Origin of the sequence: Streptomyces lydicamycinicus, assembly GCF_000829715.2 — a bacterium.
Lineage (GTDB): Bacteria > Actinomycetota > Actinomycetes > Streptomycetales > Streptomycetaceae > Streptomyces > Streptomyces lydicamycinicus.
This window is the reverse complement of sequence record NZ_BBNO01000004.1, coordinates 517,521-541,748: the sequence shown is the minus strand read 5'-3', so window position 1 is coordinate 541,748 and position 24,228 is coordinate 517,521. Positions and strand designations below refer to the sequence as shown.

21 protein-coding genes and 2 tRNA genes are annotated in these 24,228 nt (G+C 71.2%); 20 read left to right on the top strand and 3 right to left on the bottom strand.

What is annotated here, in order from left to right:
• Positions 1 to 202: 202 nt before the first annotated feature.
• From rplU to obgE, 3 genes are all read left to right on the top strand, one after another.
• Positions 203 to 523, top strand: coding sequence for a 50S ribosomal protein L21 (rplU, locus tag TU31_RS15715; protein ID WP_006605648.1), 321 nt, complete (start codon positions 203 to 205; stop codon positions 521 to 523).
• Between the two features lie 14 nt (positions 524 to 537).
• On the top strand, positions 538 to 795 hold the full coding sequence (gene rpmA / locus TU31_RS15710; protein ID WP_018088248.1) for a 50S ribosomal protein L27: 258 nt from the start codon (positions 538 to 540) through the stop codon (positions 793 to 795).
• Between the two features lie 172 nt (positions 796 to 967).
• Positions 968 to 2,404 carry a GTPase ObgE gene (obgE, locus tag TU31_RS15705; RefSeq protein WP_042154753.1) on the top strand — a complete coding sequence of 479 codons (1,437 nt, stop codon included), beginning with the start codon at positions 968 to 970 and terminating at the stop codon, positions 2,402 to 2,404.
• Positions 2,405 to 2,548: 144 nt separating this feature from the next.
• On the opposite strand, the gene TU31_RS15700 is transcribed toward obgE, so the two are convergent.
• Positions 2,549 to 4,636, bottom strand: coding sequence for a membrane protein (locus TU31_RS15700; RefSeq protein ID WP_042154751.1), 2,088 nt, complete (start codon positions 4,634 to 4,636; stop codon positions 2,549 to 2,551).
• 434 nt (positions 4,637 to 5,070) lie between these two features.
• On the opposite strand from TU31_RS15700, the gene proB reads away from it, so the two are divergent.
• The 5 genes from proB (at position 5,071) to TU31_RS15675 (ending at position 10,219) form a co-directional block, all read left to right on the top strand.
• Positions 5,071 to 6,189 (top strand): glutamate 5-kinase, encoded by a 1,119-nt coding sequence (gene proB, locus TU31_RS15695; protein WP_107070703.1) that lies wholly within the window; start codon positions 5,071 to 5,073, stop codon positions 6,187 to 6,189.
• A 253-nt stretch (positions 6,190 to 6,442) separates the two neighbouring features.
• On the top strand, positions 6,443 to 6,934 hold the full coding sequence (locus tag TU31_RS15690; RefSeq protein ID WP_042154746.1) for a DUF8830 family protein: 492 nt from the start codon (positions 6,443 to 6,445) through the stop codon (positions 6,932 to 6,934).
• A 72-nt stretch (positions 6,935 to 7,006) separates the two neighbouring features.
• Positions 7,007 to 8,275: a glutamate-5-semialdehyde dehydrogenase gene (locus TU31_RS15685; protein ID WP_042154745.1), complete on the top strand. Its 1,269-nt coding sequence runs from the start codon at positions 7,007 to 7,009 to the stop codon at positions 8,273 to 8,275.
• Between the two features lie 61 nt (positions 8,276 to 8,336).
• On the top strand, positions 8,337 to 8,987 hold the full coding sequence (locus TU31_RS15680) for an SCO2584 family spore wall biosynthesis protein (RefSeq protein ID WP_042154743.1): 651 nt from the start codon (positions 8,337 to 8,339) through the stop codon (positions 8,985 to 8,987).
• Positions 8,988 to 9,094: 107 nt separating this feature from the next.
• A complete protein-coding gene (locus tag TU31_RS15675; protein WP_042154741.1) occupies positions 9,095 to 10,219 on the top strand; it encodes an SCO2583 family membrane protein in 1,125 nt (374 codons plus the stop codon).
• A 205-nt stretch (positions 10,220 to 10,424) separates the two neighbouring features.
• Here the strand turns inward: TU31_RS15675 and TU31_RS15670 are convergent, their stop codons facing one another.
• A complete protein-coding gene (locus TU31_RS15670) occupies positions 10,425 to 11,507 on the bottom strand; it encodes a M48 family metallopeptidase (RefSeq protein WP_042154739.1) in 1,083 nt (360 codons plus the stop codon).
• Between the two features lie 152 nt (positions 11,508 to 11,659).
• Here TU31_RS15670 and TU31_RS39180 point away from each other — a divergent pair, with 152 nt between their 5' ends.
• From TU31_RS39180 to TU31_RS15630, 9 genes are all read left to right on the top strand, one after another.
• Positions 11,660 to 11,809 (top strand): hypothetical protein, encoded by a 150-nt coding sequence (locus TU31_RS39180; RefSeq protein ID WP_167352495.1) that lies wholly within the window; start codon positions 11,660 to 11,662, stop codon positions 11,807 to 11,809.
• Positions 11,810 to 11,881: 72 nt separating this feature from the next.
• Positions 11,882 to 12,091 carry a hypothetical protein gene (locus tag TU31_RS38650; RefSeq protein ID WP_158894506.1) on the top strand — a complete coding sequence of 70 codons (210 nt, stop codon included), beginning with the start codon at positions 11,882 to 11,884 and terminating at the stop codon, positions 12,089 to 12,091.
• 52 nt (positions 12,092 to 12,143) lie between these two features.
• The gene (gene nadD, locus TU31_RS15660) at positions 12,144 to 12,755 is read left to right on the top strand and encodes a nicotinate-nucleotide adenylyltransferase (protein WP_042154737.1); all 612 of its coding nucleotides are present in this window, start codon (positions 12,144 to 12,146) and stop codon (positions 12,753 to 12,755) included.
• Positions 12,756 to 12,779: 24 nt separating this feature from the next.
• Positions 12,780 to 14,621 carry an LCP family protein gene (locus tag TU31_RS15655; protein ID WP_042154736.1) on the top strand — a complete coding sequence of 614 codons (1,842 nt, stop codon included), beginning with the start codon at positions 12,780 to 12,782 and terminating at the stop codon, positions 14,619 to 14,621.
• 256 nt (positions 14,622 to 14,877) lie between these two features.
• Positions 14,878 to 15,312 (top strand): ribosome silencing factor, encoded by a 435-nt coding sequence (gene rsfS / locus TU31_RS15650; RefSeq protein ID WP_042154734.1) that lies wholly within the window; start codon positions 14,878 to 14,880, stop codon positions 15,310 to 15,312.
• Positions 15,309 to 15,962 carry a histidine phosphatase family protein gene (locus TU31_RS15645; protein ID WP_042154733.1) on the top strand — a complete coding sequence of 218 codons (654 nt, stop codon included), beginning with the start codon at positions 15,309 to 15,311 and terminating at the stop codon, positions 15,960 to 15,962. The genes rsfS and TU31_RS15645 overlap by 4 nt, the downstream gene beginning before the upstream one ends.
• 112 nt (positions 15,963 to 16,074) lie before the next feature.
• A tRNA-Ala gene (locus tag TU31_RS15640) sits at positions 16,075 to 16,147 on the top strand.
• A gap of 203 nt (positions 16,148 to 16,350) precedes the next feature.
• Positions 16,351 to 16,596, top strand: a complete 246-nt coding sequence (locus TU31_RS15635; protein WP_042154731.1) for a hypothetical protein — start codon at positions 16,351 to 16,353, stop codon at positions 16,594 to 16,596.
• A gap of 3 nt (positions 16,597 to 16,599) precedes the next feature.
• Entirely contained in the window at positions 16,600 to 16,833 is a 234-nt protein-coding gene (locus tag TU31_RS15630; RefSeq protein ID WP_030413843.1) for a hypothetical protein, read from the top strand.
• 195 nt (positions 16,834 to 17,028) lie between these two features.
• On the opposite strand, the gene TU31_RS15625 is transcribed toward TU31_RS15630, so the two are convergent.
• On the bottom strand, positions 17,029 to 18,372 hold the full coding sequence (locus tag TU31_RS15625; protein ID WP_042154730.1) for a glycosyltransferase 87 family protein: 1,344 nt from the start codon (positions 18,370 to 18,372) through the stop codon (positions 17,029 to 17,031).
• A 153-nt stretch (positions 18,373 to 18,525) separates the two neighbouring features.
• On the opposite strand from TU31_RS15625, the gene TU31_RS15620 reads away from it, so the two are divergent.
• The 3 genes from TU31_RS15620 (at position 18,526) to TU31_RS15610 (ending at position 24,148) form a co-directional block, all read left to right on the top strand.
• Positions 18,526 to 18,598: transfer RNA gene (locus TU31_RS15620), tRNA-Ala, on the top strand.
• 357 nt (positions 18,599 to 18,955) lie between these two features.
• Positions 18,956 to 20,914, top strand: coding sequence for a S53 family peptidase (locus TU31_RS15615; protein WP_042154729.1), 1,959 nt, complete (start codon positions 18,956 to 18,958; stop codon positions 20,912 to 20,914).
• A gap of 312 nt (positions 20,915 to 21,226) precedes the next feature.
• Positions 21,227 to 24,148 carry a leucine--tRNA ligase gene (locus TU31_RS15610; RefSeq protein WP_042154726.1) on the top strand — a complete coding sequence of 974 codons (2,922 nt, stop codon included), beginning with the start codon at positions 21,227 to 21,229 and terminating at the stop codon, positions 24,146 to 24,148.
• The last annotated feature ends 80 nt before the right edge of the window (positions 24,149 to 24,228 follow it).

Genomic DNA, 24,228 nt, shown 5'->3' with positions numbered 1-24,228 from the left:
GTCAGCGGTCCGGGGCCGGTTTGACCCCCTGGTCAAGGCCCCGTAACCTTGACCGTCGGTGTCTGTGACACCAAACCCCTGAGCAATCACCTCTCGGTCCGCCGAGGGAGGCCGCTCGTCCACTCGGATTCCATGGGCCCTATCCCGAGCCCGTGTGAGCGGCTGGCATCAGAGGATCCGTTCTAGCGAAAGAGAGTTCCGCGTGTACGCGATCGTGCGCACCGGCGGACGCCAGCAGAAGGTTGCTGTTGGCGACGTCATCGAGGTTGACCGCATTTCCACCAGCAAGGTCGGCGACACCGTCGAGCTCTCCACGCTGCTGGTTGTCGACGGCGACTCGGTCACCAGCGACCCGTGGGTCCTGGCCGGCGTGAAGGTCCAGGGCGAGGTCGTCGACCACCACAAGGGCGACAAGATCCGGATCCAGAAGTACAAGAACAAGACCGGTTACAAGAAGCGGATCGGCCACCGCCAGCTCCACACGGCGCTGAAGATCACCGGCATCGACGCTCCGGCGAAGTAAGGGACTGAGGAGACATGGCACACAAGAAGGGCGCATCGTCCACTCGGAACGGTCGCGATTCCAATGCTCAGCGGCTCGGCGTGAAGCGCTTCGGCGGTCAGGCCGTCCTCGCCGGTGAGATCCTGGTCCGCCAGCGTGGCACCCACTTCCACCCGGGCACGGGCGTCGGCCGCGGCGGCGACGACACCCTGTTCGCCCTTGCTGCCGGTGCGGTGCAGTTCGGCACCCACCGTGGCCGCAAGGTCGTGAACATCGTTCCGGTCGCCGAGTAATCACGGCCCGGACGTAGCTCCACGCATCGCAGCATTCCGAGGGCGGACCGCCTTTTCCCGTGAGAGCGGGAAGGCCGGTCCGCCCTTGGCGCGTTAAGACGAAGACATCAGCAACACAGAGACATCCGCGCAGTACCGCGACATCCCGCAGTTATCTGGAGGCACCCCCACCATGACCACCTTCGTGGACCGCGTCGAGCTGCACGTCGCCGCGGGTAACGGAGGCCACGGCTGTGCCTCCGTTCACCGTGAGAAGTTCAAGCCGCTCGGCGGCCCGGACGGCGGCAACGGCGGCCGTGGCGGCGATGTGATCCTGGTCGTCGACCAGGACGTCACCACCCTCCTCGACTATCACCACCACCCTCACCGCAAGGCCACCAACGGCCAGCCCGGCGCCGGCGACAACCGCGAGGGCAAGAACGGCAAGGACCTGGTCCTGCCGGTGCCGGACGGCACGGTCGTGCTCGACGGCAACGGCGAGGTCCTCGCCGACATGGTCGGCCAGGGCACCACCTTCATCGCGGGCCAGGGCGGCCGCGGCGGCCTCGGCAACGCCGCCCTCGCCTCCGCCCGCCGCAAGGCCCCCGGCTTCGCGCTGCTCGGCGAGCCCGGCGAGGCCCGCGACATCGTGCTGGAGCTGAAGACCGTCGCCGATGTGGCGCTGGTCGGCTACCCGAGCGCCGGCAAGTCGTCGCTGATCTCGGTGCTCTCCGCCGCCAAGCCGAAGATCGCGGACTACCCGTTCACCACGCTGGTGCCCAACCTCGGTGTGGTGACGGCCGGTTCGACGGTCTACACCATCGCCGACGTGCCGGGCCTGATCCCCGGCGCCAGCCAGGGCAAGGGCCTGGGCCTGGAGTTCCTGCGCCATGTCGAGCGCTGCGAGGTCCTGGTGCACGTCCTGGACACCGCGACCCTGGAGTCGGACCGGGACCCGGTCTCCGACCTCGACATCATCGAGGAGGAGCTGGCCCAGTACGGCGGCCTGGAGAACCGGCCGCGGGTCGTCGTCCTCAACAAGGTCGACATCCCCGACGGCCAGGACCTCGCCGACATGATCCGTCCCGACCTGGAGGAGCGCGGCTACCGCGTCTTCGAGGTCTCGGCCGTCGCCCACCAGGGCCTGAAGGAGCTGTCCTTCGCCCTCGCCGACATCGTCGCGAAGGCCCGGGCCGCGAAGCCCGTCCAGGAGGCCACCCGGATCGTGATCCGGCCGCAGGCCGTGGACGACGCCGGCTTCACGGTCACGGAGGAGGGCGAGCACTTCTACCGCGTCCGCGGCGAGAAGCCCGAACGCTGGGTGCGCCAGACCGACTTCAACAACGACGAGGCCGTCGGCTACCTCGCCGACCGGCTCAGCCGCCTCGGTGTCGAGGACGCGCTGCTGAAGGCGGGCGCGCGCGCCATGGACGGCGTGGCGATCGGCCCCGAGGACAACGCGGTCGTCTTCGACTGGGAGCCGACCATGGCGGCCGGTGCGGAGATGCTGGGCCGGCGTGGTGAGGACCACCGTCTGGAGGCGCCCCGGCCGGCCGCGCAGCGCCGCCGGGACCGCGACGCGGAGCGGGACGAGGCCGCCGAGGAGTACGAGCGCTTCCGGCCCTTCTGACGGGCCTTCGGAGGGCCCGTGCCCCCGGGTCCGCCCGGATGCACCGCAATACGGAAACGGGGAAGGCCCCCGGGAGGAAATCCTCCCGGGGGCCTTCCCCATGTGCGTCGTCGCAGCCGGGGCCGTGGACGGCCCGCTGCGGGCTCAGACGGCGGCGGGGGTGTCCGGGGCGCCGTTGGCCTGGTTCTCGGCCGTCTCGGAGGCGTCCACGTCCTCCTGCGAGCGCTGACCGGGGATACCGGACAGCCGGTTCTCCATCCGGATGCGCCGCTCGTCGGCCTTGGTGCACAGCGCCAGCGCCGCCTGGTTGAAGCGGACCGACGACGGCGGGTCCGACGGGCCCAGCAGATGCTCCTTGAGCTCGGCGCGCTCCGCGGCCAGGGTGTCCTTCTCCGGGTTGCGGACCGCGTCGAGGAGACCGGCCACCTCCGCCGCCTCCGGCGTGAGGATCGTCGCCGCCCGTACGGTCGGGAAGTTCACCCGGAAGTCGTCCTCGCTCATGCCCGAGGTGTTGGCGACCGCGTACGGCTTCTCGCTGGTCAGGTAGTCGGAGACGACGCTGGAGACATCGCTGATCAGCACGTCGGCCGCGTTGAAGCAGCTGAAGATGCCGGGGCGGGCGGTGGTGATGATGCGGTGCTCCCACTCGGGGAAGGAGTTCCAGTACGCCTCTTCCCAGGCGGTGACGGCTGCCGCGACGGCGGCCGCGCGGCCCTCCTCCGGGGTGCCCTGGAGCCGCATCCGCTCCAGCTCGTCCGCGCTCTTGCGGAACGCGGAGGTGGTCAGCGCGTTCAGCTCCTCGGTACGACGGGCCAGTTCGGCGGCGGCCTCCGGGCCGGGCCGGGCCCCGCTGAGCCGGGCGTTCGCCTCCGTGATCATCGCCTGGATGCGGGTGTTGGCGGCACCCGCCCGCGGGTCCACGGAACCGGTCATCGGGTGCGGCTTGTACAGCAGCCGCACGTTCTCGTCGGCGAGCAGCTCGCGGACGATGTTCTCGCCCGCCAGGATCACCGAGGTGTTGCCCGGGTTGCCGTCCCAGCCCTCCCAGGTCGGGGCGTACAGCACGGTCGTCAGCCGGCCGGCCGGGGCGCCCGTGTACGGCCGGATCGGGGCCAGCTGGGGGCGGCCGACCTCGATGACGTCCTTGTCCTCGACGCCGATGTCGGCGAGCTGGTAGCGGTCACGGGCCGCCGGGCCCGCCACCCACACCTCGTCGTACGCCTTCGCGTACGGGTTGCAGGAGGACAGCTTGTCGCTCTCGCCGTGGTTGGTGAAGGCGTGCTTGATGGACGGGATGCGCAGGATCTGCGAGGTCTTGCCGGAGTTCGCCGGGTGCAGCAGCACCTTGAGCGTGGAGTGCTCCAGCCGCATCAGGTTGGCGACCTTGGGGATGCAGACGATCGGCACGTCCGTGGCCTCGATCTTCTGCACCATGAAACGTTCACGCAGCACGATGATCGGGTTGCCGTCCAGGTCGGCGAGGGTGCTCAGCCACATGTTGGCCTGGTAGGCGGACGAGGAGCCGCCGGAGAAGTACATACCGACCGTCGGCTGGTACTCCGCCAGCCAGTTGTCCAGCCACTCCAGGGCCTGCTTCTCGTTGGCCACCCGCTTCTTCGGCAGCAGCCAGGTGCCCAGGTAGAGCGTGCCGCCGGCGGACAGGGCCAGGGAGACGGCCAGGCCGATGCCGCCCCAGTACGCGTCGGTGGTGATCGCGGTGAGCATCATGCCGGTCGTGGTGGGCACCGAGAAGCGCAGCAGGCGCCGGCCCGTCTGGCGGGAGAGGATGCGCGGCGGGGCGTCCGTCAGCCGCAGCGCGCTCGCGTCGATGTTGCGGGTGACGAACGGCAGGCTGCGGGTCCGGCGGACCAGCACCGCGACCGCCTGGCACACGAAGTGGGTGCCGTAGAAGAGGAGCAGCGTGATGGTGAGCGGCGCCTGCTCCTCGAGCGGATTGATGCCGTCGATGTGCAGCAGGCCGACCAGTATCAGCATGTCGCGCAGCAACTGGCGCACCGTGACGTCGAACCGGATCCGGCCCAGCACCGCGAGCAGGCCGGGCTGCTTGTGCTGGAGGACCAGGTCGAGACCCAGGTTGACCACGGAGGCGGCGATGAACATCGGGATGACGGGCAGCAGCGCACCGAGGAGCTGCGCGGTGAACGCGACCATCATCGCGAAGAGGGCCGCGAGCTGTACGGCTCGGCGGGGGACGATTCCGGCGGAAGGCACGGGGGAGGGCTCCTGGCAGCACGAAAGGTCAGGGAGAGGCCGAGGGGGGCGGCCGGGTCCCGCGCTGCGACGCCGCCGGAGCGGCGAAACGGGACCGATGGACACCCGACCGTATGACCTTGTTGGCCCTGGTGACAATCTGCTGTGGCTCTCATCACCGCGAAAGCGGATCAATCGAACGCAACCCGCCGGCCGCGGATTCTCTCTTAAGGAAAACCTCGCCGTGTATCGGGCGAACGGGAACCGCGGCCCCTATTCTGCGCCACTTTTCCACCCGCCCGGACCGGCCGGCCCCGTCTCACAGGCCGTCCGCCAGGCAATATCACGAAGCGCCCGCGGCCCGCTCTGCCGTAGATTGCGCCCGTAGGGCCGTGGTGCGGGCCGGGCAGAGTCCCCCGTACGGCGGTGGGATCGGCGAGTACAGGGGTATGCAGGTGGCAGGCGCAAGGCAGGACGTGAAGGACGCCCGCCGGATCGTGGTGAAGGTCGGCTCGTCCTCGCTGACCACGGCCGCGGGTGGACTGGACGCGGACCGCGTCGACGCCCTGGTGGATGTGCTGGCCAAGCACCAGGACAAGGAGATCGTGCTGGTCTCCTCCGGCGCCATCGCGGCCGGTCTGGCGCCCCTCGGGCTCGCGAAGCGGCCCCGTGACCTGGCCCGGCAGCAGGCTGCCGCCAGCGTCGGCCAGGGCCTGCTGGTCGCCCGCTACACCGCCTCCTTCGCCCGCTACGGCCGCCGCGTCGGCCAGGTCCTGCTGACCTCCGACGACACCAGCCGCCGGGCCCACTACCGCAACGCCTACCGGACCCTCGACCAGCTGCTGGCGATGGGCGCCGTACCGATCGTCAACGAGAACGACACCGTCGCCACCGACGAGATCCGGTTCGGCGACAACGACCGGCTGGCGGCCCTGGTCGCCCATCTCGTCCGCGCCGACCTGCTGATCCTGCTCTCGGACGTGGACGGCCTCTACGACGGCGATCCGGCCACCCCCGGCACCTCCCGGATAGCCGAGGTCCAGGGGCCCAAGGACCTGGAAGGCATCTCCATCGGCAGCGCGGGCAAGGCCGGCGTCGGCACCGGCGGCATGGTCACCAAGGTCGAGGCGGCCCGGATCGCGGCCGCGGCCGGTATCCCGGTCATCCTGACCTCCGCCGTGCACGCCGCGGACGCCCTGGCCGGCGGCTCCACCGGCACCCACTTCCTGCGCACCGGCCGCCGCTCCGCCGACCGGCTGCTGTGGCTCGCGCACGCCTCCACCCCGCGCGGGGCGCTGATTCTGGACGACGGGGCGGTACGGGCCGTCGTCGAGCGCCGTTCCTCGCTGCTGCCGGCCGGTATCGCCTCCGTGGAGGGCGAATTCTCCGCCGGTGACCCGGTCGAGCTGCGGGATGGCGAGGGCCGCGCGGTGGCCCGCGGCATGGTCAATTTCGATGCCCGGGAAATCCCCCGTTTGATGGGGCGTTCGACCCGCGATCTCGCCCGCGAGCTGGGCCCCGCCTATGAGCGGGAGGTCGTGCACCGCGACGATCTGGTGCTGCTGCACTCCTGAGGGGCGTACGCCTTGGGCCCGTCCCGGCGCGGCGTCCCCCGGCGGCCGAAAACCGCCCCTCCGGCCTGGTGTGAAGACCGGCGTTTCCTTGGAGACCTTGGGGAAAACGCCCCCGCGACGGGCCGCGGGCTGGTCAACTTTGTTGCGGGGGCGCCCTAGGGGAGCGGCGCCCGCAGCGCGCACGCGCACCCGCCGACGTACGACGACTCCGCACCCCCAAGAGCGGAGCGATTCTCATCACAGGAGGCCGCCGGTGAGACGAGGGCGCCCAGGGGCACCGCCCCGAGGGACGGCGGAGCGCACACTGACCAGCGTCGGAACCGGCGAGGACGCGGGCCGGGACGAGCCGGGCGCGGAGCGTCCCGGGGCCGCGCAGCAGGCACCGGAGGGCGGCCGCCAGGAGGCGTCCCGGCTGTGGCACATCACGCTCAGCGTCTCCGGTGCCAAGGCCCCGCTGAACGAGGTCCGGCGGGCGCTGGAACAGCTCGCCCACGACCATCCGTTCCTGCTGACCAGCCGCTACGCCACCGACCACGCCGAGATCCGCTACTGGGAGGAGGCGCGGGACCTGCACGACGCCGCCGCGGTCGCGCTGCGGCTGTGGGGCGAGCACCGTTCGACCGCCAAGCTGCCGCCGTGGGAGATCGTCGGCCTGGAAGTCATCGACCGTGAGACGTATCACCAGCGCCTCGCGGAGGGGTACGGCCCGCCGCCGGCCTCCCCGGTCGGCGTCCACCCGTTCTGACCAGCGGCCGTCCGCGTCCCGCGCTGTGAGATAGGGCGTGGCCGCGGCCTGCCACCCGGCTAGGCTGCGGCCATGACCAGCAGCGCATCGCACTCCTCGCCCGTCCTCGAGACCGCCCGCCGCGCGCGGGAGGCAGCCGCCGTCCTGGCGCCACTGCCGCGTACGGCCCGGGACGCAGCGCTGCTCGCCATCGCCGACGCCCTGGTGGAGCGGACCGAGGCGATCGTCGCCGCCAACGCCCAGGACATCGCCAAGGCGCGGGCGGCGGGCACCGCCGAGTCGATCGTGGACCGGCTCACCCTCACCCCCGAGCGGATCGCGGCCATCGCCGCCGATGTCCGTCAGGTCGTGGCGCTGCCCGACCCGGTGGGCGAGGTGGTGCGCGGCTCGACCCTGCCCAACGGCCTCGACCTGCGGCAGGTCCGGGTCCCGCTGGGCGTGATCGGCATCATCTACGAGGCCCGGCCCAATGTGACGGTGGACGCCGCGGCCCTGTGCCTGAAGTCCGGCAATGCCGTGCTGCTGCGCGGCTCGTCCTCCGCGTACGCCTCCAACAGCGCCCTGGTGGACGTGCTGCGCGACGCCGTCCAGAGCGCCGGGCTGCCCGCCGACGCGGTGCAGCTGGTGCCCGGCGAGAGCCGTGACTCCGTACGGGAGCTGATGCGCGCCCGCGGCCTGGTCGATGTGCTGATCCCGCGCGGCGGCGCGTCCCTGATCCGCACGGTCGTCGAGGAGTCCACCGTCCCGGTCATCGAGACCGGCACCGGCAACTGCCACGTCTACGTCGACGAGGCCGCCGACCTCGACATGGCCGTCGAGATCCTCGTCAACTCCAAGGCCCAGCGGCCCAGCGTCTGCAACGCCGCGGAGACGGTGCTGGTGCACGCCGGGATCGCCGAGAAGTTCCTGCCGCGCGCCCTGGAGGCGCTGACCCAGGCCGGCGTGATCGTGCACGGCGACGCCGCCTGGCAGCAGGCCGGCCCCGGGCTGGTGGCCCCCGCCACCGACGAGGACTGGGCGACGGAGTACCTCTCGTACGACATCGCGGCCGCCGTGGTGCCCGACCTGGACGCGGCGGTGGCGCACATCCGGCGCTGGACCTCCGGTCACACCGAGGCGATCGTCACCACCTCACAGGCCGCCGCCCGCCGCTTCACCCAGTTGGTCGACTCGACCACCGTCGCGGTCAACGCCTCCACCCGCTTCACCGACGGCGGCGAGTTCGGCTTCGGTGCGGAGATCGGCATCTCGACGCAGAAGCTGCACGCCCGCGGCCCCATGGGACTGCCGGAACTGACCTCCACGAAGTACATCGTCACGGGCGACGGCCACACCCGCTGAAGGTCCCCCGGATTCCCCGTTCTCCCTGCCCAAAATGACCGGCCGGGGCTAACCTGGACGGGTGCCGGACGACGTGGGGGGCAAGCCGTTCCCGGACGGTGAAGAGCCCGACGAGCACCACCACGGGAGCCACGGAAAAGCGGACGAAGAATTCGCCTCCGTGGTCTTCGACGAGGAATTCGTCCGGTCCGCCCGTATTCATGAGCCCTCCGCGGTCGAGCGGATGCTGGCCGCCGCCGAGGCGCGCGCCGAGGCCGAGGCGGCCCGCTCCGGTCCCGGTTTCGGCCCCGAGGGCGACGACCCGGACGGCCGCGGCCGCCGCCGGGGCCGGGAAGCCGATGACTACGAGGGCTACGCCGATTACGGAGAGTACGGGGACGGGGAGTACGGCGACCATCCGCCGCATGACCCGTACGGCCCCTACGGCGGTGCGCTGCGTCCCTACCGCAGCAGCACCCGCTGGCACCGGCCGGTCGCCTGGGTGCTGGCCGTGGTGATGGGCGTCGGGCTGGTCGCGCTGGCCTTCAGCGCCGTCTACCGGGGCTCCGCCGGGCGGACCCAGAGCCCGGCCCCGGCGCCCACCTCCAGCGGGGTGGACGCGCCTGTCACGGGCCGTACGGACAGCGTCGGGACGGCGCGCCCCGGCCTGCCGTCGCCGCCGGCCGGGGAGCCCCTGAGGCCGTCGTTCTCGGCGGTCCCCAGGCCGCACTGACGGCGTGGCACACTTCCCGCAAATCGGACGCCTGAAACCGCTTCGTCCGGTGAAGTTGCCCGGCCTCCCGGCGTTTACGTTCGCCCCCGCAGACCTACTCTTGTTGTATGACCGGGCCTGGTGACCCTCCGGAAGGGACGCCCAACGGCGCCCCGGGAGGCGGTGAGGACGAATACCGATCCGTCGTCTTCGACGAATCGTTCGTTCGGGCTGCGCGGCTTCAGGAGTTCTCCGCGGACGAGCGGCTCGGGGAGCATCATTCGCCGGCCGTCAAGACGCGGCACGCCTGGCGGCGGCTGGGCGGCTCCCGGCAGGCCATCCTGCTGGTGCTGCTGATCGTGCTCGCCTTCGGCACCGCCGTCTACATGGGTGTACGCCACCCCTACAAGACTCCCGAGACGGTCCGGGCGCAGCCGCTGCGTTCCGCGGTGGTGCCGCTGGCGCCGTCCGGGAGGGTGCCCGGCGCGACACCGGCGGATCTCTTCGCGCACAGTCCCGCGGCGAATTACCGGATCGGCGCCGCGGGCGTCAATCTGCCCCCCGTCGCCCGCACCGAGCACTTCTCCGACGGCCAGATCGTCTCCGCGCTGACTATCGCGAAGGACTACATCGTCCGCTCCTCGCTGGACCCGGACACCCTCACCGGCGGATCCGTACGGCCGGTGCGGCTGCTGCTCGACACCCGCCAACTCGACCAGTTCGACCGCAGCCTGGCGCACCCCGGCGACAACGGCCATGACGCGGCGACCGGTTGGCTGGTCCGCTTCGACCCGCGGCAGACCCGGCTCGCCGACCGGAACGTACGGGTCGACGGCACGCTGTCCGCCTCGGAGTTGAGTCCGGACGCGCTCGATGTGACCGCCGACTACACCTTCGTCTACGCGGTCCGGCCCGCCCCGGGTGCGCCGGCCGCGGCATCGGGCCAGGCCATCGGCAAGCCCACGCCGGGCGCCGCCTCGCTGGTCACCGTCCGCCGTGAGGTGCACTTCCGGCTGACTCGCGACAACCTCAGCGACCACCGCCTGGAGGTGCTCCAGAGCAGCCTTCAGGCCGGGCCGCTGACCTGCTCGTCGAAGCCCGCCGACGTGCTGCGCCCGCTGTTCGCGGGACAGCACGCCGGCAACGACCGGCCCACGGGCACCGACCCCTACGCCAGGGAGCGGATCAACCCCTCCCTCTGCGGTGAGCTGGCACCCTCGGCCCAGCCGAAGCCGAGCCATCCGATGCGCTAGGGGGTGTCCGCAAGGTCCCGTCGTTCGCCCGTAGGGCGGGGCTCGCGGCGTCTGGTGCGTGCGCTCGCAAGGCGGAGGGTCGTCCTCGTAGTGGGTCTACGTGGACGATCCCGACAACGCAGCGAGCGTGCGTGCCAGGCGTCGCGAGCCAGGCGGGACTTTGCGGACACCCCCTAGGAGGGACCTGGAGGCCCCGGAGCGGGACCTAGGCGCCCGCTCCACCGCTTCCGTTGGCGCCGTCCGGGCCCTCGGGACGCCCGCCGCCCCGGAAGACCGTGTCGCGCAGCTTGCCGCCCAAGTCGCCCGCGCCGCCGGCGATATCGCGCACCAGGCCCATCAGCGGGTCCTTGCTGTTGCGCATCGAGTCGGCGTAGTGGGCGGCGGAGTCCCGGAACGAGTCGGAGACCGAGGTGTCCTTGTCCTCGTCCCGGCGCGGGTAGTGCCCGTCCATGATCCGCTGGTAGTCGCGGCTGGCCGCCCACTTCTTGAGCTCGGCCGCCCGCACGGTCGTGAACGGGTGGCTGCGCGGCAGCAGGTTGAGGATCTTCAGCACGGAGTCGCGCAGATCGCCGCCGGACTCGTACTCGTCCGCCTGCTTCAGGAAGGCGTCGACATTCATCTCGTGCAGATGATTGCCGCCGGCCAGCTTCATCAGACCGCGCATCGAGGCCTGGAGATCCTGCCCGACCAGCAGCCCGGCACGGTCCGCCGACAGCTCCGACTTGCGGAACCACTCGCGCAGCGCCGTCACGATCGCCATGATCGCGACATTGCCCAGCGGGATCCAGGCGACCTTCATCGCCAGATTCGTCAGGAACAGCAGGATCGTGCGGTAGACCGCGTGCCCGGACAGCGCGTGCCCGACCTCGTGGCCGATGACCGCCCGCATCTCTTCCTCGTCCAGCAGCTCGACCAGGCCGGTCGTCACCACGATGATCGGCTCGTCGAGACCGATGCACATGGCGTTGGGCTGCGGGTCCTGATTCACATACATCGGCGGGACCTTCTCCAGGTCCAGGATGTAGCAGGCGTCGCGCAGCATGTCGTTGAGGTGCGCGAACTGCTGGTCGCTCACCCGCACCGAGTCCGACAGGAACAGCAGCCGCAGGCTGCGCTCCGGCAACAAGCCGCTGAGCGTCTTGAAGACGGTGTCGAACCCGCTCAGCTTGCGCAACGCCACCAGCGCCGAGCGGTCCGCCGGGTGCTCGTACGACCGCGACGAGATTCCGGGGAATCGCCGCCGGTCCCGGCTCGGTACGTTCGCGCTGCCGTCTGGGCTCTCCGTCATTGGGGCCTCCCCCTGTTCGACTGCGTGTGTTCAGAGTAGAGGACGCCACCGACAGGAGAATGGATGCTCGGGCGTACGCTGGCGATCGCACCAATACCCGCACAGGTCCGTACACATGGCCGCACGGACCGCGTCAGAGGGAGCGCATCGTCATGCCGTATCCGAGCGTGCTGCTCGCCGCAGCCCAGGAGACCGCCAGGGACGGCGGACCCGGATGGATCCTGCGCGCAGTGATCATCGTCGGTGTCGTGGGTGCCGCCCTGCTCGCCTGGTTCCTGCTGCGCGGTTACGGGCAGGACTGACCCTCCGCCGCCCGCCCGGGGGCGCCTCCGGGCGGAGTCGCCGTGGGCCCCCGCCGAGCTGACGCTTACGATGTGGTGGAAGTCTCCGCCCGACCCCAGCCCGGATTGGTCCTGCTGACGATGAGCCTGCACACCACCGCACAGTCCCTGGCCACCCTCGCCGCCGAACCCGGCCACGAGGGCGGGCACGCCAGCCTCAGCCCCTTCGTGACCGGCGGCGGCGCCCTTTTTATCCTGCTCCTCCTGCTCTGGATCACCACCCGTTTCAACCGGGACCGCTGAGCCCCGCCACCCGGCACCCGGCATCGCACGTCGCCCAGTAGGGTCTGCACGCATGGGAGAGCACACAGGGCCCGTGAAGCGGCGACTCGGAGTGATGGGCGGGACGTTCGACCCGATCCATCACGGACACCTGGTCGCCGCCAGCGAGGTGGCCAGCCAGTTCCACCTCGACGAGGTCATCTTCGTGCCGACGGGACAGCCGTGGCAGAAGAGCCACAAGACGGTGTCCCCGGCCGAGGACCGGTATCTGATGACGGTCATCGCGACCGCGTCGAATCCGCAGTTCTCCGTCAGCCGTATCGATATCGACCGCGGCGGCAAGACGTACACGATAGACACGCTGCGTGATCTGCGAACGGAGCACCGTGACGCGGATCTGTTCTTCATCACCGGCGCCGACGCGCTCAGCCAGATCCTGACCTGGCACGATGCCGCGGAGCTGGTCTCACTCGCCCACTTCATCGGGGTGACCAGGCCCGGCCATGTCCTCGCGGACCCCGGGCTGCCCGCGGGGGCGGTGTCCTTGGTCGAGGTGCCGGCGCTGGCCATCTCCTCGACCGACTGCCGGGCGCGCGTCGCCCAGGGGGATCCGGTCTGGTACCTGGTGCCGGACGGTGTGGTGCGCTACATCGACAAAAAGCAGCTGTACCGCAACGACGGCTGACGGGGCTGACGGAAAGGGGCACCGGTGAGCGACCGACAGGATCCGTACGGGCCGCGGGACCCGTATGCCCACGACCCGTATGCCCAGGAGCAGCAAGGGCAGCAGGGCCAGCAGGGCTACACCTACGACGCCTACGGGCAGCCGGTGTACCACGACGCCGCACAGCCGTCGTACCAACAGCACTACGACGCGTACGGGCAGCAGGCCGCCCCGTCCGCCTATGAGGGCTATGACCCGTACGGCGGCCAACAGGGCGCCGGCCAGGCCGCCCAGGGGTACCAGGGCGGCCATCAGCCATACCAGGCGCAGCCGGAGTACGGCTACGACGCCTACGGCGGCGGCCAGGTGCAGGACCGGCCCGGCTATCCGCAGCAGTACGACCCGTACGGCAGCCCCCAGCAGGACCCGTCGCACCAGCAGGAGTGGATCCCGCAGCAGGCCCAGCAGTCCCCGTACGAGCAGGTCTCCTACGGGGAGCAGCCCCGCTACGAGGAGGCCGCCCCGCAGCGCCAGGACGGCCCGCCCCGGCCGCCCGCGCAGCGCCGCGCCCCGGCGGAGGACAACGACGGACCGGACGCCCTGGGCGGCTCCGGCGCGCCGTCCGCCGACGGCCCCGATTACGGCACCGAGCAGTTCTCCTTCAGCGAGGAGCCAGACGAGGACGCCGAAGACGTCATCGACTGGCTGAAGTTCACCGAGAGCCGCACCGAGCGGCGCGAGGAGGCCAAGCGGCGCGGCCGCAGCCGGATCGTCGCGCTGTCCGTCGTGCTGGCCCTGCTGGTCGCCGGCGGTGTCGGCTATCTGTGGTGGGCGGGCAAGCTGCCGGGAGTGGCCGGACCGGAGTCCGGCGCGGCGGCGGCTGCCGGGCAGAAGCGCGATGTCCTCGTCGTCCATCTGCGGGACACCAAGAGCGGGAACAGCTCGACGGCGCTGCTGGTGGACAACGAGACCACCCACAAGGGCACCACCGTCCTCCTGCCCAACAGCCTGCTCGTCCCCAAGGACGACGGCACCAGCACGACGCTCGGCAAGTCCGTCAAGGACGAGGGCACCGAGCCGACCCGGGACTCCCTCAACAGCCTCCTGGGCGCCGACCTCAAGGCCAGCTGGCGGCTGGACACCCCGTACCTGGAGAACCTCGTCGAGACGATCGGCGGGATCACCCTGGACACCGACGCCACCGTCCCCGGCGCCAAGAAGGGCGCCTCCCCGGTCGTCAAACAGGGCAGCGCCCAGGACCTCAGCGGCCAGGCCGCCGTCGCCTACGCCACCTATCTCAAGCCGGGCGAGCCGCAGACCAAGCAGCTCCAGCGGTTCGGCCAGGTCATGCAGGCCGCCCTGAAGAAGGTCTCCAGCGACGCCGACGGCGCCACCACCACGGTGAAGACGCTGCTCCAGGTGCTCGACCCGCCGCTCACCGAGGCCCAGCTGGGCAGCTCGCTGGCGCAGCGGGCGGAGCTGGCGAAGACCGGCGCCTACCGCACCACCCTGCTGCCCGTACAGGCGAACGGGACGCTCAGCCAGACCACCTCGGCCGGCGTGGTCAAGGACGTGCTCGGCGGCACGGTCAAGAAGACCGCCCCCGGCGCGACCGTCCGGGTCGCGGTCCGCAACGCCACCGGAAACCAGGCCGCCACCGGAAAGGCGCAGGTGGCGCTGCTCAACGGCGGCTACAGCTTCGTCGACGACGGCACCGCCGCCGCGGCCGGCACCGCGTCCCGGATCACCTACGCGGACGCCGCCCAGAAGGCCAAGGCCGCGGAGGTCGCCAAGACGCTGGGGCTGCCGGCGGGCGCGGTCCGGCAGGGCAAGGGTGCCTCGAACGCCGATATCACCGTGGTGCTGGGACGGGACTACAAGGGCTGACGGGCCGGACGCGCCCGGCCCCTCCGGTGTCCGCCGTGGGGGCCCGGCAGCCGGCCCGGCGCTGCCGGCCCGGGCGCCGGAGCCGTCCGGTGGGTTCGAAAACACAGCCGGGACTGTCGGCGGTCCGTGAGACCCTTGAGGGGTACCTGACCGCCGATCCGGTTGCCCATGGGGACTGCGGCGCGCGCCGCGGCTCCGCAGCGAGCCAGCGCCCCTGCCCGGCCGGAGAGGCTGCCCTCGAACCGGAAAGCCGCTTGTGACCGCCACGGACCGCTCCATCGAGCTCATCAACGCCGCCGCCCAGGCCGCGGCCGACAAGCTCGCGCACGACATCATCGCGTACGACGTCAGTGACGTCCTCTCGATCACCGACGCCTTCCTGCTGGCCTCGGCGCCCAGCGACCGCCAGGTCAAGTCGATCGTCGACGAGATCGAGGAACGCCTCAACAAGGACCTCGGTGCCAAGCCGGTCCGCCGCGAGGGCGACCGCGAGGCCCGCTGGGTGCTGCTCGACTACGTCGACATCGTGGTGCACATCCAGCACAGCGAGGAGCGGGTCTTCTACGCGCTCGAGCGCCTGTGGAAGGACTGCCCCGAGATCGACCTCCCGGAGGAGGCCAAGGCCACCCGCGGCAAGGCCGCGGCGCACGCCGACGCCACGGCGGGCGAACAGGACGGTGAGCTGCTCTGAACGGCACCAAGAGCGGCCAGGGGCGCCGCATCGTCCTGTGGCGCCACGGCCAGACCGCCTGGAACCTGGAGCGCCGCTTCCAGGGTTCGACGGACATCGAGCTGACCGAGGCGGGCGTCGCCCAGGCGCGGCGCGCCGCCCGGCTGCTCGCCGCCCTCGGGCCGGACGCCATCATCGCCTCCGACCTCCAGCGGGCGGCGGCGACGGCGCGTGAGCTGGCCGCGCTGACCCGGCTCGACGTGACGCATGACGCGGCCCTACGGGAGACCTACGCGGGCTCCTGGCAGGGGCTGACGCACGACGAGATCCTCGCGCGCCACGGCGAGCAGTACTCCGCCTGGAAGCGCGGCGAGCCGGTGCGCCGCGGCGGCGGCGAGCTGGAGACCGAGGTCGCCGACCGGGCCGCGCCCGTGGTCCTCAACCACGCCGACAAGCTTCCCGAGGACGGCACCCTGGTCGTGGTCAGCCACGGCGGCACGATCCGCACCACCATCGGGCGGCTGCTCGGCCTGGAGGCCCACCACTGGGAGGGCCTGGGCGGTCTGTCGAACTGCTGCTGGTCGGTGCTGGGCCGGGGCGCGCGCGGCTGGCGCCTGATGGAACACAACGCCGGCACCCTGCCGGAGCCGGTGCTCGGCGACGACGACTGAGCCCGCCGGGCGGCCCGGCCGGCCCGGATTTCACATCTGGGCAGGTCGCAGGCTAAAGTTCTTCTTGTTCGCGGCGCCGCCGGGGGAAACCCGGGGGAGCGGAACAAGACCCGGGGCTATAGCTCAGTTGGTAGAGCGCCTGCATGGCATGCAGGAGGTCAGGAGTTCAATTCTCCTTAGCTCCACAACCCGGATGATCCCGTCTCCTCTCGGAGGCGGGATCTCTGCGTTGTGCGGGGCCGCCGCGCGGCCGGGGCGCCCCGTGCGCGGGCCGTCGCCGGGCCGGTGGCCGGCGATGCCGTCGGCCACGGTGGCGCGAAGGCGGCCCTGACCCGGCCCGCGGTCCGTGGCAGAATCGGACGGCGCCGGCAGGGGAGGAGAGATCGCGATGCCCACGAGCATCCTCGAGGAGGTCAATGACCTGCTCGAAGTGGCCGAGGCGCAGGGCTATGACTGGCTGCCGGAATACGCGCTCCGTTTCACCTGCCCCGTCGACGGTCCCGCCTCCGTGCGCAACGGCGACGGCACCGCTCTTCAGTGCCCCTCGTGCGGCTCCTCCCATGTCGCACAGGTGCTGGGCGACAACGGGGGCGTTTCCTTCGTTTGTACGGCCTGCGGCCACAGTTGGAGCTGATGGATGGGCGCGCACAGCAGGAAATGTGACTGGTGCGGCAGCGGTACGCCGATCGTCCGGGACATGGAACCCGTCAACACGGACTACCAGTACTGGTGCGAGGAATGCGCCCGCGCCCTGGTCATAAAAGGCGACCCGATCGAGACCTACCGGGAGCTCGACGGGGAGCCGATCTACGGGCGGCTGCTGGACGAGCACTGCACGCTGAAGCGCTTCTACTCGTTCGCCACGGCCTGAGCTGGCCGCCGCCCCCAAGGGGCCACTGGTGCAGCACGCCCCCTCCTTGACGCCGTCTCAGGCAGCTCAGGACAGCCCCGGGCAGTTCCGGACGCTTTCGGACCCTTTCGGTCGGACGGAACTGGCGTCGGCGGCGGGGACGTTGTGGCGGACATGAGACGGTCACCGCGCAATTCCGCAGTGCGGGCGCACGGTTCAGCGTCCGCCACCGGCGCCGGCCGATGGGCCTGCGTCGCCCTGTCCCACCCGCCCCCTGAGTCGCCACAGCCGGGTCGCGGTCAATGCCAGCAGCGCGAGACCGGCGAGCGGATAGCTGCCGGAGAGCAGCATCTGCACGCCGTTCTGGTGCAGTTCCTCGTGGCGGTGCCAGCGGTGCGGTACCCACCACAGCGCGAACGAGCAGAAGAGCAGCCCCAGCGCACCGGTCACCGTCCACCAGCGGCGGGCCGCGGTGCCCCTCCGGCGCAATGCCTCGGAGCCGGCCAGGATCAGGATCGGTACGCACCACACCCAGTGGTGGGACCAGGAGATCGGGCTGACCAGGAGCGCGGTGGCCGCGCAGGCGACGGCCGCCCAGGCGCGCCGCCCGCGCAGCAGCGAGGCGACCGCCAGTGCCAGGCCGAGGGCCCCGGTCAGACCGGCGACCACGAACCAGGCGGTGCCCGGGTCGTGGGTGTGCAGCAGCCGGGCGAGGGCGCCGCGCAGCGACTGGTTCGCGGTGATCTCCACTTCACCGACCCGGTCGGTGGCGTACACGATCTCGGTCCAGAAGCGGTACGAGTCGCGTGGCAGCGCGAGCGCGGACAGGAGCGCGGTGGCCAGGAAGGTGGCGGTGGCGACGGCGGCCTGCCGCAGCCAGGGGTTCCAGGCTGCGCGGACCCGCGCGCCGGACCGCAGCAGCTGCCCGGCACGGACCAGGCCGGCCAGCGCGAGAAACACCGCGAACAGCGCCGGGGTCAGTTTGAGGCCGGCCGCGACGCCGATGCCGATACCCGCGAGCCGCCGGGTGTCCGCGCGGGTCAGGTCCCACAGCACCAGCACCGCGATCAGCAGATTGATCTGGCCGTAGCGCAGCGTCGTCCAGACCGGCTCGCACCACACCAGCAGCGCGGAGAGCGCGAACGCCGCGGCGGGCCGGGGGAGCCGCCGGGGCCGGCCGGCCAGCCGCAGCGAGAGGTGGACGACGCCGACGAGCAGCAGCAGGTTGCCGGCGGTGGCGACGGTCCGCATCGCCGGGACCCCGAGCAGGGTGAGCGGGGTGAACAGCAGGGCCGCGAAGGGCGGGTAGGTGTTGGGCAGATGCGCCGAGGTCGCCACCATGTCGTAGAGGGACTCGCCGTTGCGGACGGTGAAGCCCTCGGCGCGGTAGACCATCAGGTCGATCATCGTCACGTGCAGCAGGCGCTGCACGGTCCAGAAGACGGCGAAGGAGACCAGGCAGCCGAGGGCCGCCGCGAGGGTCGGGTGCCGGCGGATGAGGCCCTTGCCGGGCTGGGCGCCGCCGGCGTCGGTGGACTGCTCCAGCTCCAGCGCGGTCACGGCGTACGGCTCCCCAGGACGAATCGGACACAGATCGCCGACAGTACCGCGCGTGGCGCCGAAGAGCCCCGGGCAGAACGATTTGGCGAAAGCCGGGGAGGTCCGTGTAATGTAGGCGATGCCGCAGCGGGGAACCGGGCGGAAACAGAATACGGGGCTATAGCTCAGTTGGTAGAGCGCCTGCATGGCATGCAGGAGGTCAGGAGTTCAATTCTCCTTAGCTCCACAGTGAACGAAGCAGGTCATCCGATATGGATGGCCTGCTTCGTCGTGTGTCTGCGTACCGGGCGCCCCAGGGGCGCAACCGGCGGGAGTTCTCCCGGGGTTGTGCTGAGATCCGGTCAGTGACGCGTTCGCCAGGGCGAGTTGACCGTTCACGCCGTGTTCATTCCTGACCAGTCCTTGTCTTTCCTTGGGCTCATCTTGGTGATCGCATGCCCCTGACATGAACGGTTCACCGAAAGAGTGGCGCATCGCGTGAGCCTCACCTCTCACGCCTTCACCGCTCGTGCGGTGCCGCACACCGGCACACCGGCGCAGCGCGGCACCCCGCGGCGCACCACATCGCCACACAGGGGGTTCCATGAGATCAAGCCGCACCAGATCACCGCGCGCCCGCGCCGGTCTGGCCTGGGCAGCGACGCTGCCGCTGGTCGCCGGTGCGCTCGCGCTGGGCGCGCCCGCCGCCGACGCAGCGGGCCACGACGGCGGCCGGCACGCGCTGCCGGGCACCAAGCCGCTGTGGGCCACTCGGCAGGCCGACCAGGGCGCCACCTCCGCTACCGCGGCCGTCACCGCCCGCGTCTACCTGGCCGGCCGCGACGCCAAGGGGCTCGCGGACCGCGCGAGGGCCGTGTCCGACCCGCACTCCGCCGCGTACGGGAAATATCTGAGCCCCGCCCAGGTGCGCGCCCGCTACGGCGCCACGCACGACCAGATAGCCAAGGTGACCGGCTGGCTGAAGAAGTCTGGTCTGACGGTCACCGGCACCACCAACCGCTATCTGACGGTCAAGGGCGACGCGGCCGCCGCCGAGCGCGCCTTCGCCGTCGACCTGCACAATTACCGCAAGAGCGGGCACACTTACCACGCCCCGTCGTCCACCGCCTCCGCGCCCGCCGCGCTGGCCGACGCGGTGCTGACGGTCACCGGCCTGGACAACGCGCCGCGGCTGGTCAAGCACCACTCCGCCGAACTGCCGCCACCGGAAGGCGTCTTCCGTAACTCCGGCCCGTTCTCCTCGTACTACGGCTCCAGGACCGACAAGAAGCTGCCGTCCGCCTACGGGAGCAAGGCCCCGTACGCGATCAAGGGCTACACCGGGAAGCAGCTCCGCGCCGCCTACGGGGCGAAGAAGTGGACCGGCAAGAACGTCACCGTCGCGATCACCGACGCGTACGCCTCGCCGACCATCGCCAAGGACGCGGACACCTACGCCGCCCGCAACGGCGACCCCCGCTACCGCCGGGGCCAGCTCTCCCAGGTGCTGCCCGAGAACTACACGCACATCGAGGAGTGCGGCGCGGCCGGCTGGTACGGCGAGGAGACCCTCGACGTCGAGGCCGTGCACGCCGTCGCCCCCGACTCCGACATCGTCTACGTCGGCGGCGCCTCCTGTATGGACGACGATCTGCTCGACTCGCTCGGCAAGATCGTCGACGGGCACCTCGCCGACATCGTCTCCAACTCCTGGGGCGACATCGAGGCGAACGAGACCCCGGACGTGGCCGCCGCCTACGACCAGCTCTTCCAGCAGGGCGCGGTGCAGGGCATCGGCTTCTACTTCTCCTCCGGCGACAACGGTGACGAGGTCGACAACACCGGCACCAAGCAGGTCGACACCCCGGCGAACTCCGCCTGGGTGACCGCCGTCGGCGGCACCTCTCTGGCCGTCGGCAAGCACGACGCGTACCAGTGGGAGACCGGCTGGGGCACCCGGAAGGCGGTGCTCTCCCAGGACGGCCACGACTGGACCGGCTTCCCCGGCGCCTTCAACGGCGGCGCCGGCGGCGGCACCAGCAAGACCGTCGCGCAGCCCTTCTACCAGCGCGGAGTCGTCCCGGACGGGCTCGCGAAGGCGAACGGCGGCGGCGCGATGCGCACCGTTCCGGACATCGCCGCGGTCGCCGACCCCAACACCGGCTTCCTGGTCGGCCAGACCCAGACCCTGCCGGACGGCAAGCTCGGCTATGACGAGTACCGCATCGGCGGCACCTCACTGGCCGCCCCGGTGATCGCCGGCGTCCAGGCGCTCGCCCAGCAGGCCCGGCACGGCGTCGCCATCGGCTTCGCCAACCCCGGCATCTACCAGCGCTACGGCACCGCCGCCTACCACGACGTCACCGATCACCCCCTGGGTGCCGGCCGTGACCTGGCGGTCGTCCGGGTCGACTACGTCAACGGCACCGACCCGAGCAAGGGCACCACGACCTCGCTGCGCAGCCTGGGCAAGGACAGCTCCCTGCGCGCGGTCGTCGGCTACGACGACGTCACCGGCGTCGGCACGCCGGGCGCCGGCTATGTGGGCTCCTACCGCCCCTGACACCAGGGCGCGGCCTCGCCTCCCCGCACCGGCCGTGCCCCGGTGACGCGGCGGCAGGAGGACGGATAACCGGGGGCGGGGCCCGCATGGGGGCGATCCCAGCGCGGGCCCCGTACGCCCTGCGGTACCCTGACGCCATGCGTGCCGTACGCCTTCTGCTTAGCGGGCCGCGCTGATCAGTACCGACGGATGACAGAACCCGTCGGAATCGGCGCGGCTTCCCCTCCTGTGCGAGGGGTCTTTTTGTTTCCGGCGTGCCGGGGATCTGGCGCGTTTCCGCTGGCAGAGACGATCGATGGAGCTTTGAGGACGATGAGCGAGACGACCAACTCCCCCGCTGCCGAAAGCGCGGGAGGTGCCCCCACCGAGACGACGGCGCCGCACCGCTACACGGCTGCGCTGGCCGCCGACATCGAGGCACGCTGGCAGGAATTCTGGGAGGCGGAGGGGACGTACGAGGCCCCGAACCCCAAGGGCGACCTGGCCGGCGACGCCGGGTCGGTGGCCCGCCCCAAGAAGTTCATCATGGACATGTTCCCCTACCCGTCGGGCGCCGGCCTGCACGTCGGGCACCCGCTGGGCTTCATCGCCACCGACGTCTACGCCCGCCACCAGCGCATGACGGGCCACAACGTCCTGCACACCCTGGGCTTCGACGCCTTCGGCCTGCCCGCCGAGCAGTACGCGGTGCAGACCGGCACCCACCCGCGGGTCTCCACCGAGGCCAACATCGTGAACATGCGGCGCCAGCTGCGCCGCCTGGGCCTGGGCCACGACGGGCGCCGCTCGATCGAGACGATCGACCCGGCGTACTACAAGTGGACCCAGTGGATCTTCCTCCAGGTCTTCAACTCCTGGTACGACCCGGAGGCGGACGCCGCCCGCCCGATCGACACCCTGGTCGCCCAGTTCGAGGCCGGTGACCGCCCGACCCCCGACGGCCGGGCCTGGAGCGGGCTGAGCCCCCTGGAGCGGGCCAACATCCTGGGCGAGTACCGCCTGGCGTACGCCTCGGACGCACCGGTCAACTGGTGTCCCGGCCTGGGCACGGTGCTGGCCAACGAGGAGGTCACCGCCGACGGCCGCTCCGAGCGCGGTAACTACCCGGTCTTCAAGGCCAAGCTGCGCCAGTGGAACATGCGCATCACCGCCTACGCCGACCGGCTGCTGAACGGCCTGGACGCGCTGGACTGGCCGGAGGCCATCAAGCTCCAGCAGCGCAACTGGATCGGCCGCTCCGAGGGCGCCCGGGTCGACTTCCCGGTGGGCGACGACAAGATCACCGTCTTCACCACCCGCCAGGACACCCTGTTCGGCGCGACGTACATGGTGCTGGCGCCCGAGCACCCGCTGGTCGCCGGCGCCGACAACGGCAGCGGCACGGGCTCGATCGTCCCGGACGCCTGGCCCGAGGGCACCCACGACGTGTGGACCGGCGGCCACGCCACCCCCGGCGACGCCGTCGCCGCCTACCGCAAGCAGGCCGCCTCCAAGTCGGACGTCGAGCGGCAGGCCGAGGCCAAGGACAAGACCGGCGTCTTCACCGGCGCCTTCGCGACCAACCCGGTCAGCGGCGAGCAGGTCCCGGTCTTCATCGCCGACTACGTCCTGATGGGCTACGGCACCGGCGCGATCATGGCCGTCCCCGCCCACGACACCCGCGACTTCGCCTTCGCGCGCGCCTTCGAACTGCCGATGCGCTGTGTCGTCGAGCCGTCGGACGACCGCGGCACCGACCCCTCGACCTGGGACGACGCCTTCGCCTCGTACGACGCCAAGATCGTGAACTCGTCCGGCGCGGACATCTCGCTGGACGGCCTGGGCGTCACGGAAGCCAAGGCGAAGATCACCGAGTGGCTGGCCGACCAGGGCATCGGCGAGGGCACCGTCAACTTCCGGCTGCGCGACTGGCTGTTCAGCCGGCAGCGCTACTGGGGCGAGCCGTTCCCGATCGTCTACGACGAGGACGGCGTGGCCCACGCCCTGCCCGAGTCGATGCTGCCGCTGGAGCTGCCCGAGGTCGAGGACTACTCCCCGCGGACCTTCGACCCGGACGACGCCGACACCCAGCCGGAGACCCCGCTGTCCCGCAACGAGGACTGGGTCAACGTCGACCTGGACCTGGGCGACGGCATCAAGCGCTACCGCCGCGAGACCAACACCATGCCCAACTGGGCGGGTTCGTGCTGGTACGAGATGCGCTACCTGGACCCCCACAACAGCGACGCGCTGGTCGACCCGGAGATCGAGCAGTACTGGATGGGTCCGCGCGACGGGCAGCCGGCCGGCGGCGTCGACCTGTACGTGGGCGGCGCGGAGCACGCCGTACTGCACCTGCTGTACGCCCGCTTCTGGTCCCAGGTGCTGCACGACCTGGGCCATGTCTCGTCCTCCGAGCCGTTCCACAAGCTGTACAACCAGGGCATGATCCAGGCCTTCGTCTACCGGGACAGCCGCGGCATCGCCGTCCCGGCCGCCGAGGTCGAGGAGCGGGACGGCGGCTACTACTACCAGGGCGAGAAGGTCAGCCGCGTCCTGGGCAAGATGGGCAAGTCCCTGAAGAACGCCGTCACTCCCGACGAGATCTGCGCCGAGTACGGCGCGGACACCCTGCGCCTGTACGAGATGGCGATGGGCCCGCTGGACGTGTCGCGCCCGTGGGACACCCGGGCCGTCGTCGGCCAGTACCGCCTGCTCCAGCGCCTGTGGCGCAATGTCGTCGACGAGGCGACCGGCGAGGTCACCGTCGTCGACGGCGAGCCGGACGAGGCCACCCTGCGCGCCCTGCACAAGGCGATCGACGGTGTCAGCCAGGACATGGCGAACCTGCGCTTCAACACCGCCATCGCCAAGGTGACCGAGCTGAACAACCACCTGACCAAGGCGGGCACCCCCGTCCCGCGCACGGTCGCGGAGCAGCTGGTGCTGCTGATCGCCCCGCTCGCGCCGCACATCGCCGAGGAGCTGTGGCGCAAGCTGGGCCACACCGACTCCGTGGTGCACGCGGACTTCCCGGTGGCCGACCCGGCGTACGTCGTGGACGAGACCGTGACCTGCGTCGTGCAGATCAAGGGCAAGGTCAAGGCGCGGCTGGAGGTCGCCCCGTCGATCTCCGACGCCGACCTGGAGGCGACGGCCCTGGCCGAGCCGGCCGTGGTCGCGGCGCTGGACGGCGCGGGCATCCGGAAGGTCATCGTCCGGGCGCCGAAGCTGGTGAACATCGTTCCGGCGTAGCCGTCGGCGGGCGCCCGGGGCCAACCCCGGGCGCCCGGCAGCGGCTCTTCGGGACCGCCGCTGAGGCTCACCGGGCCGGT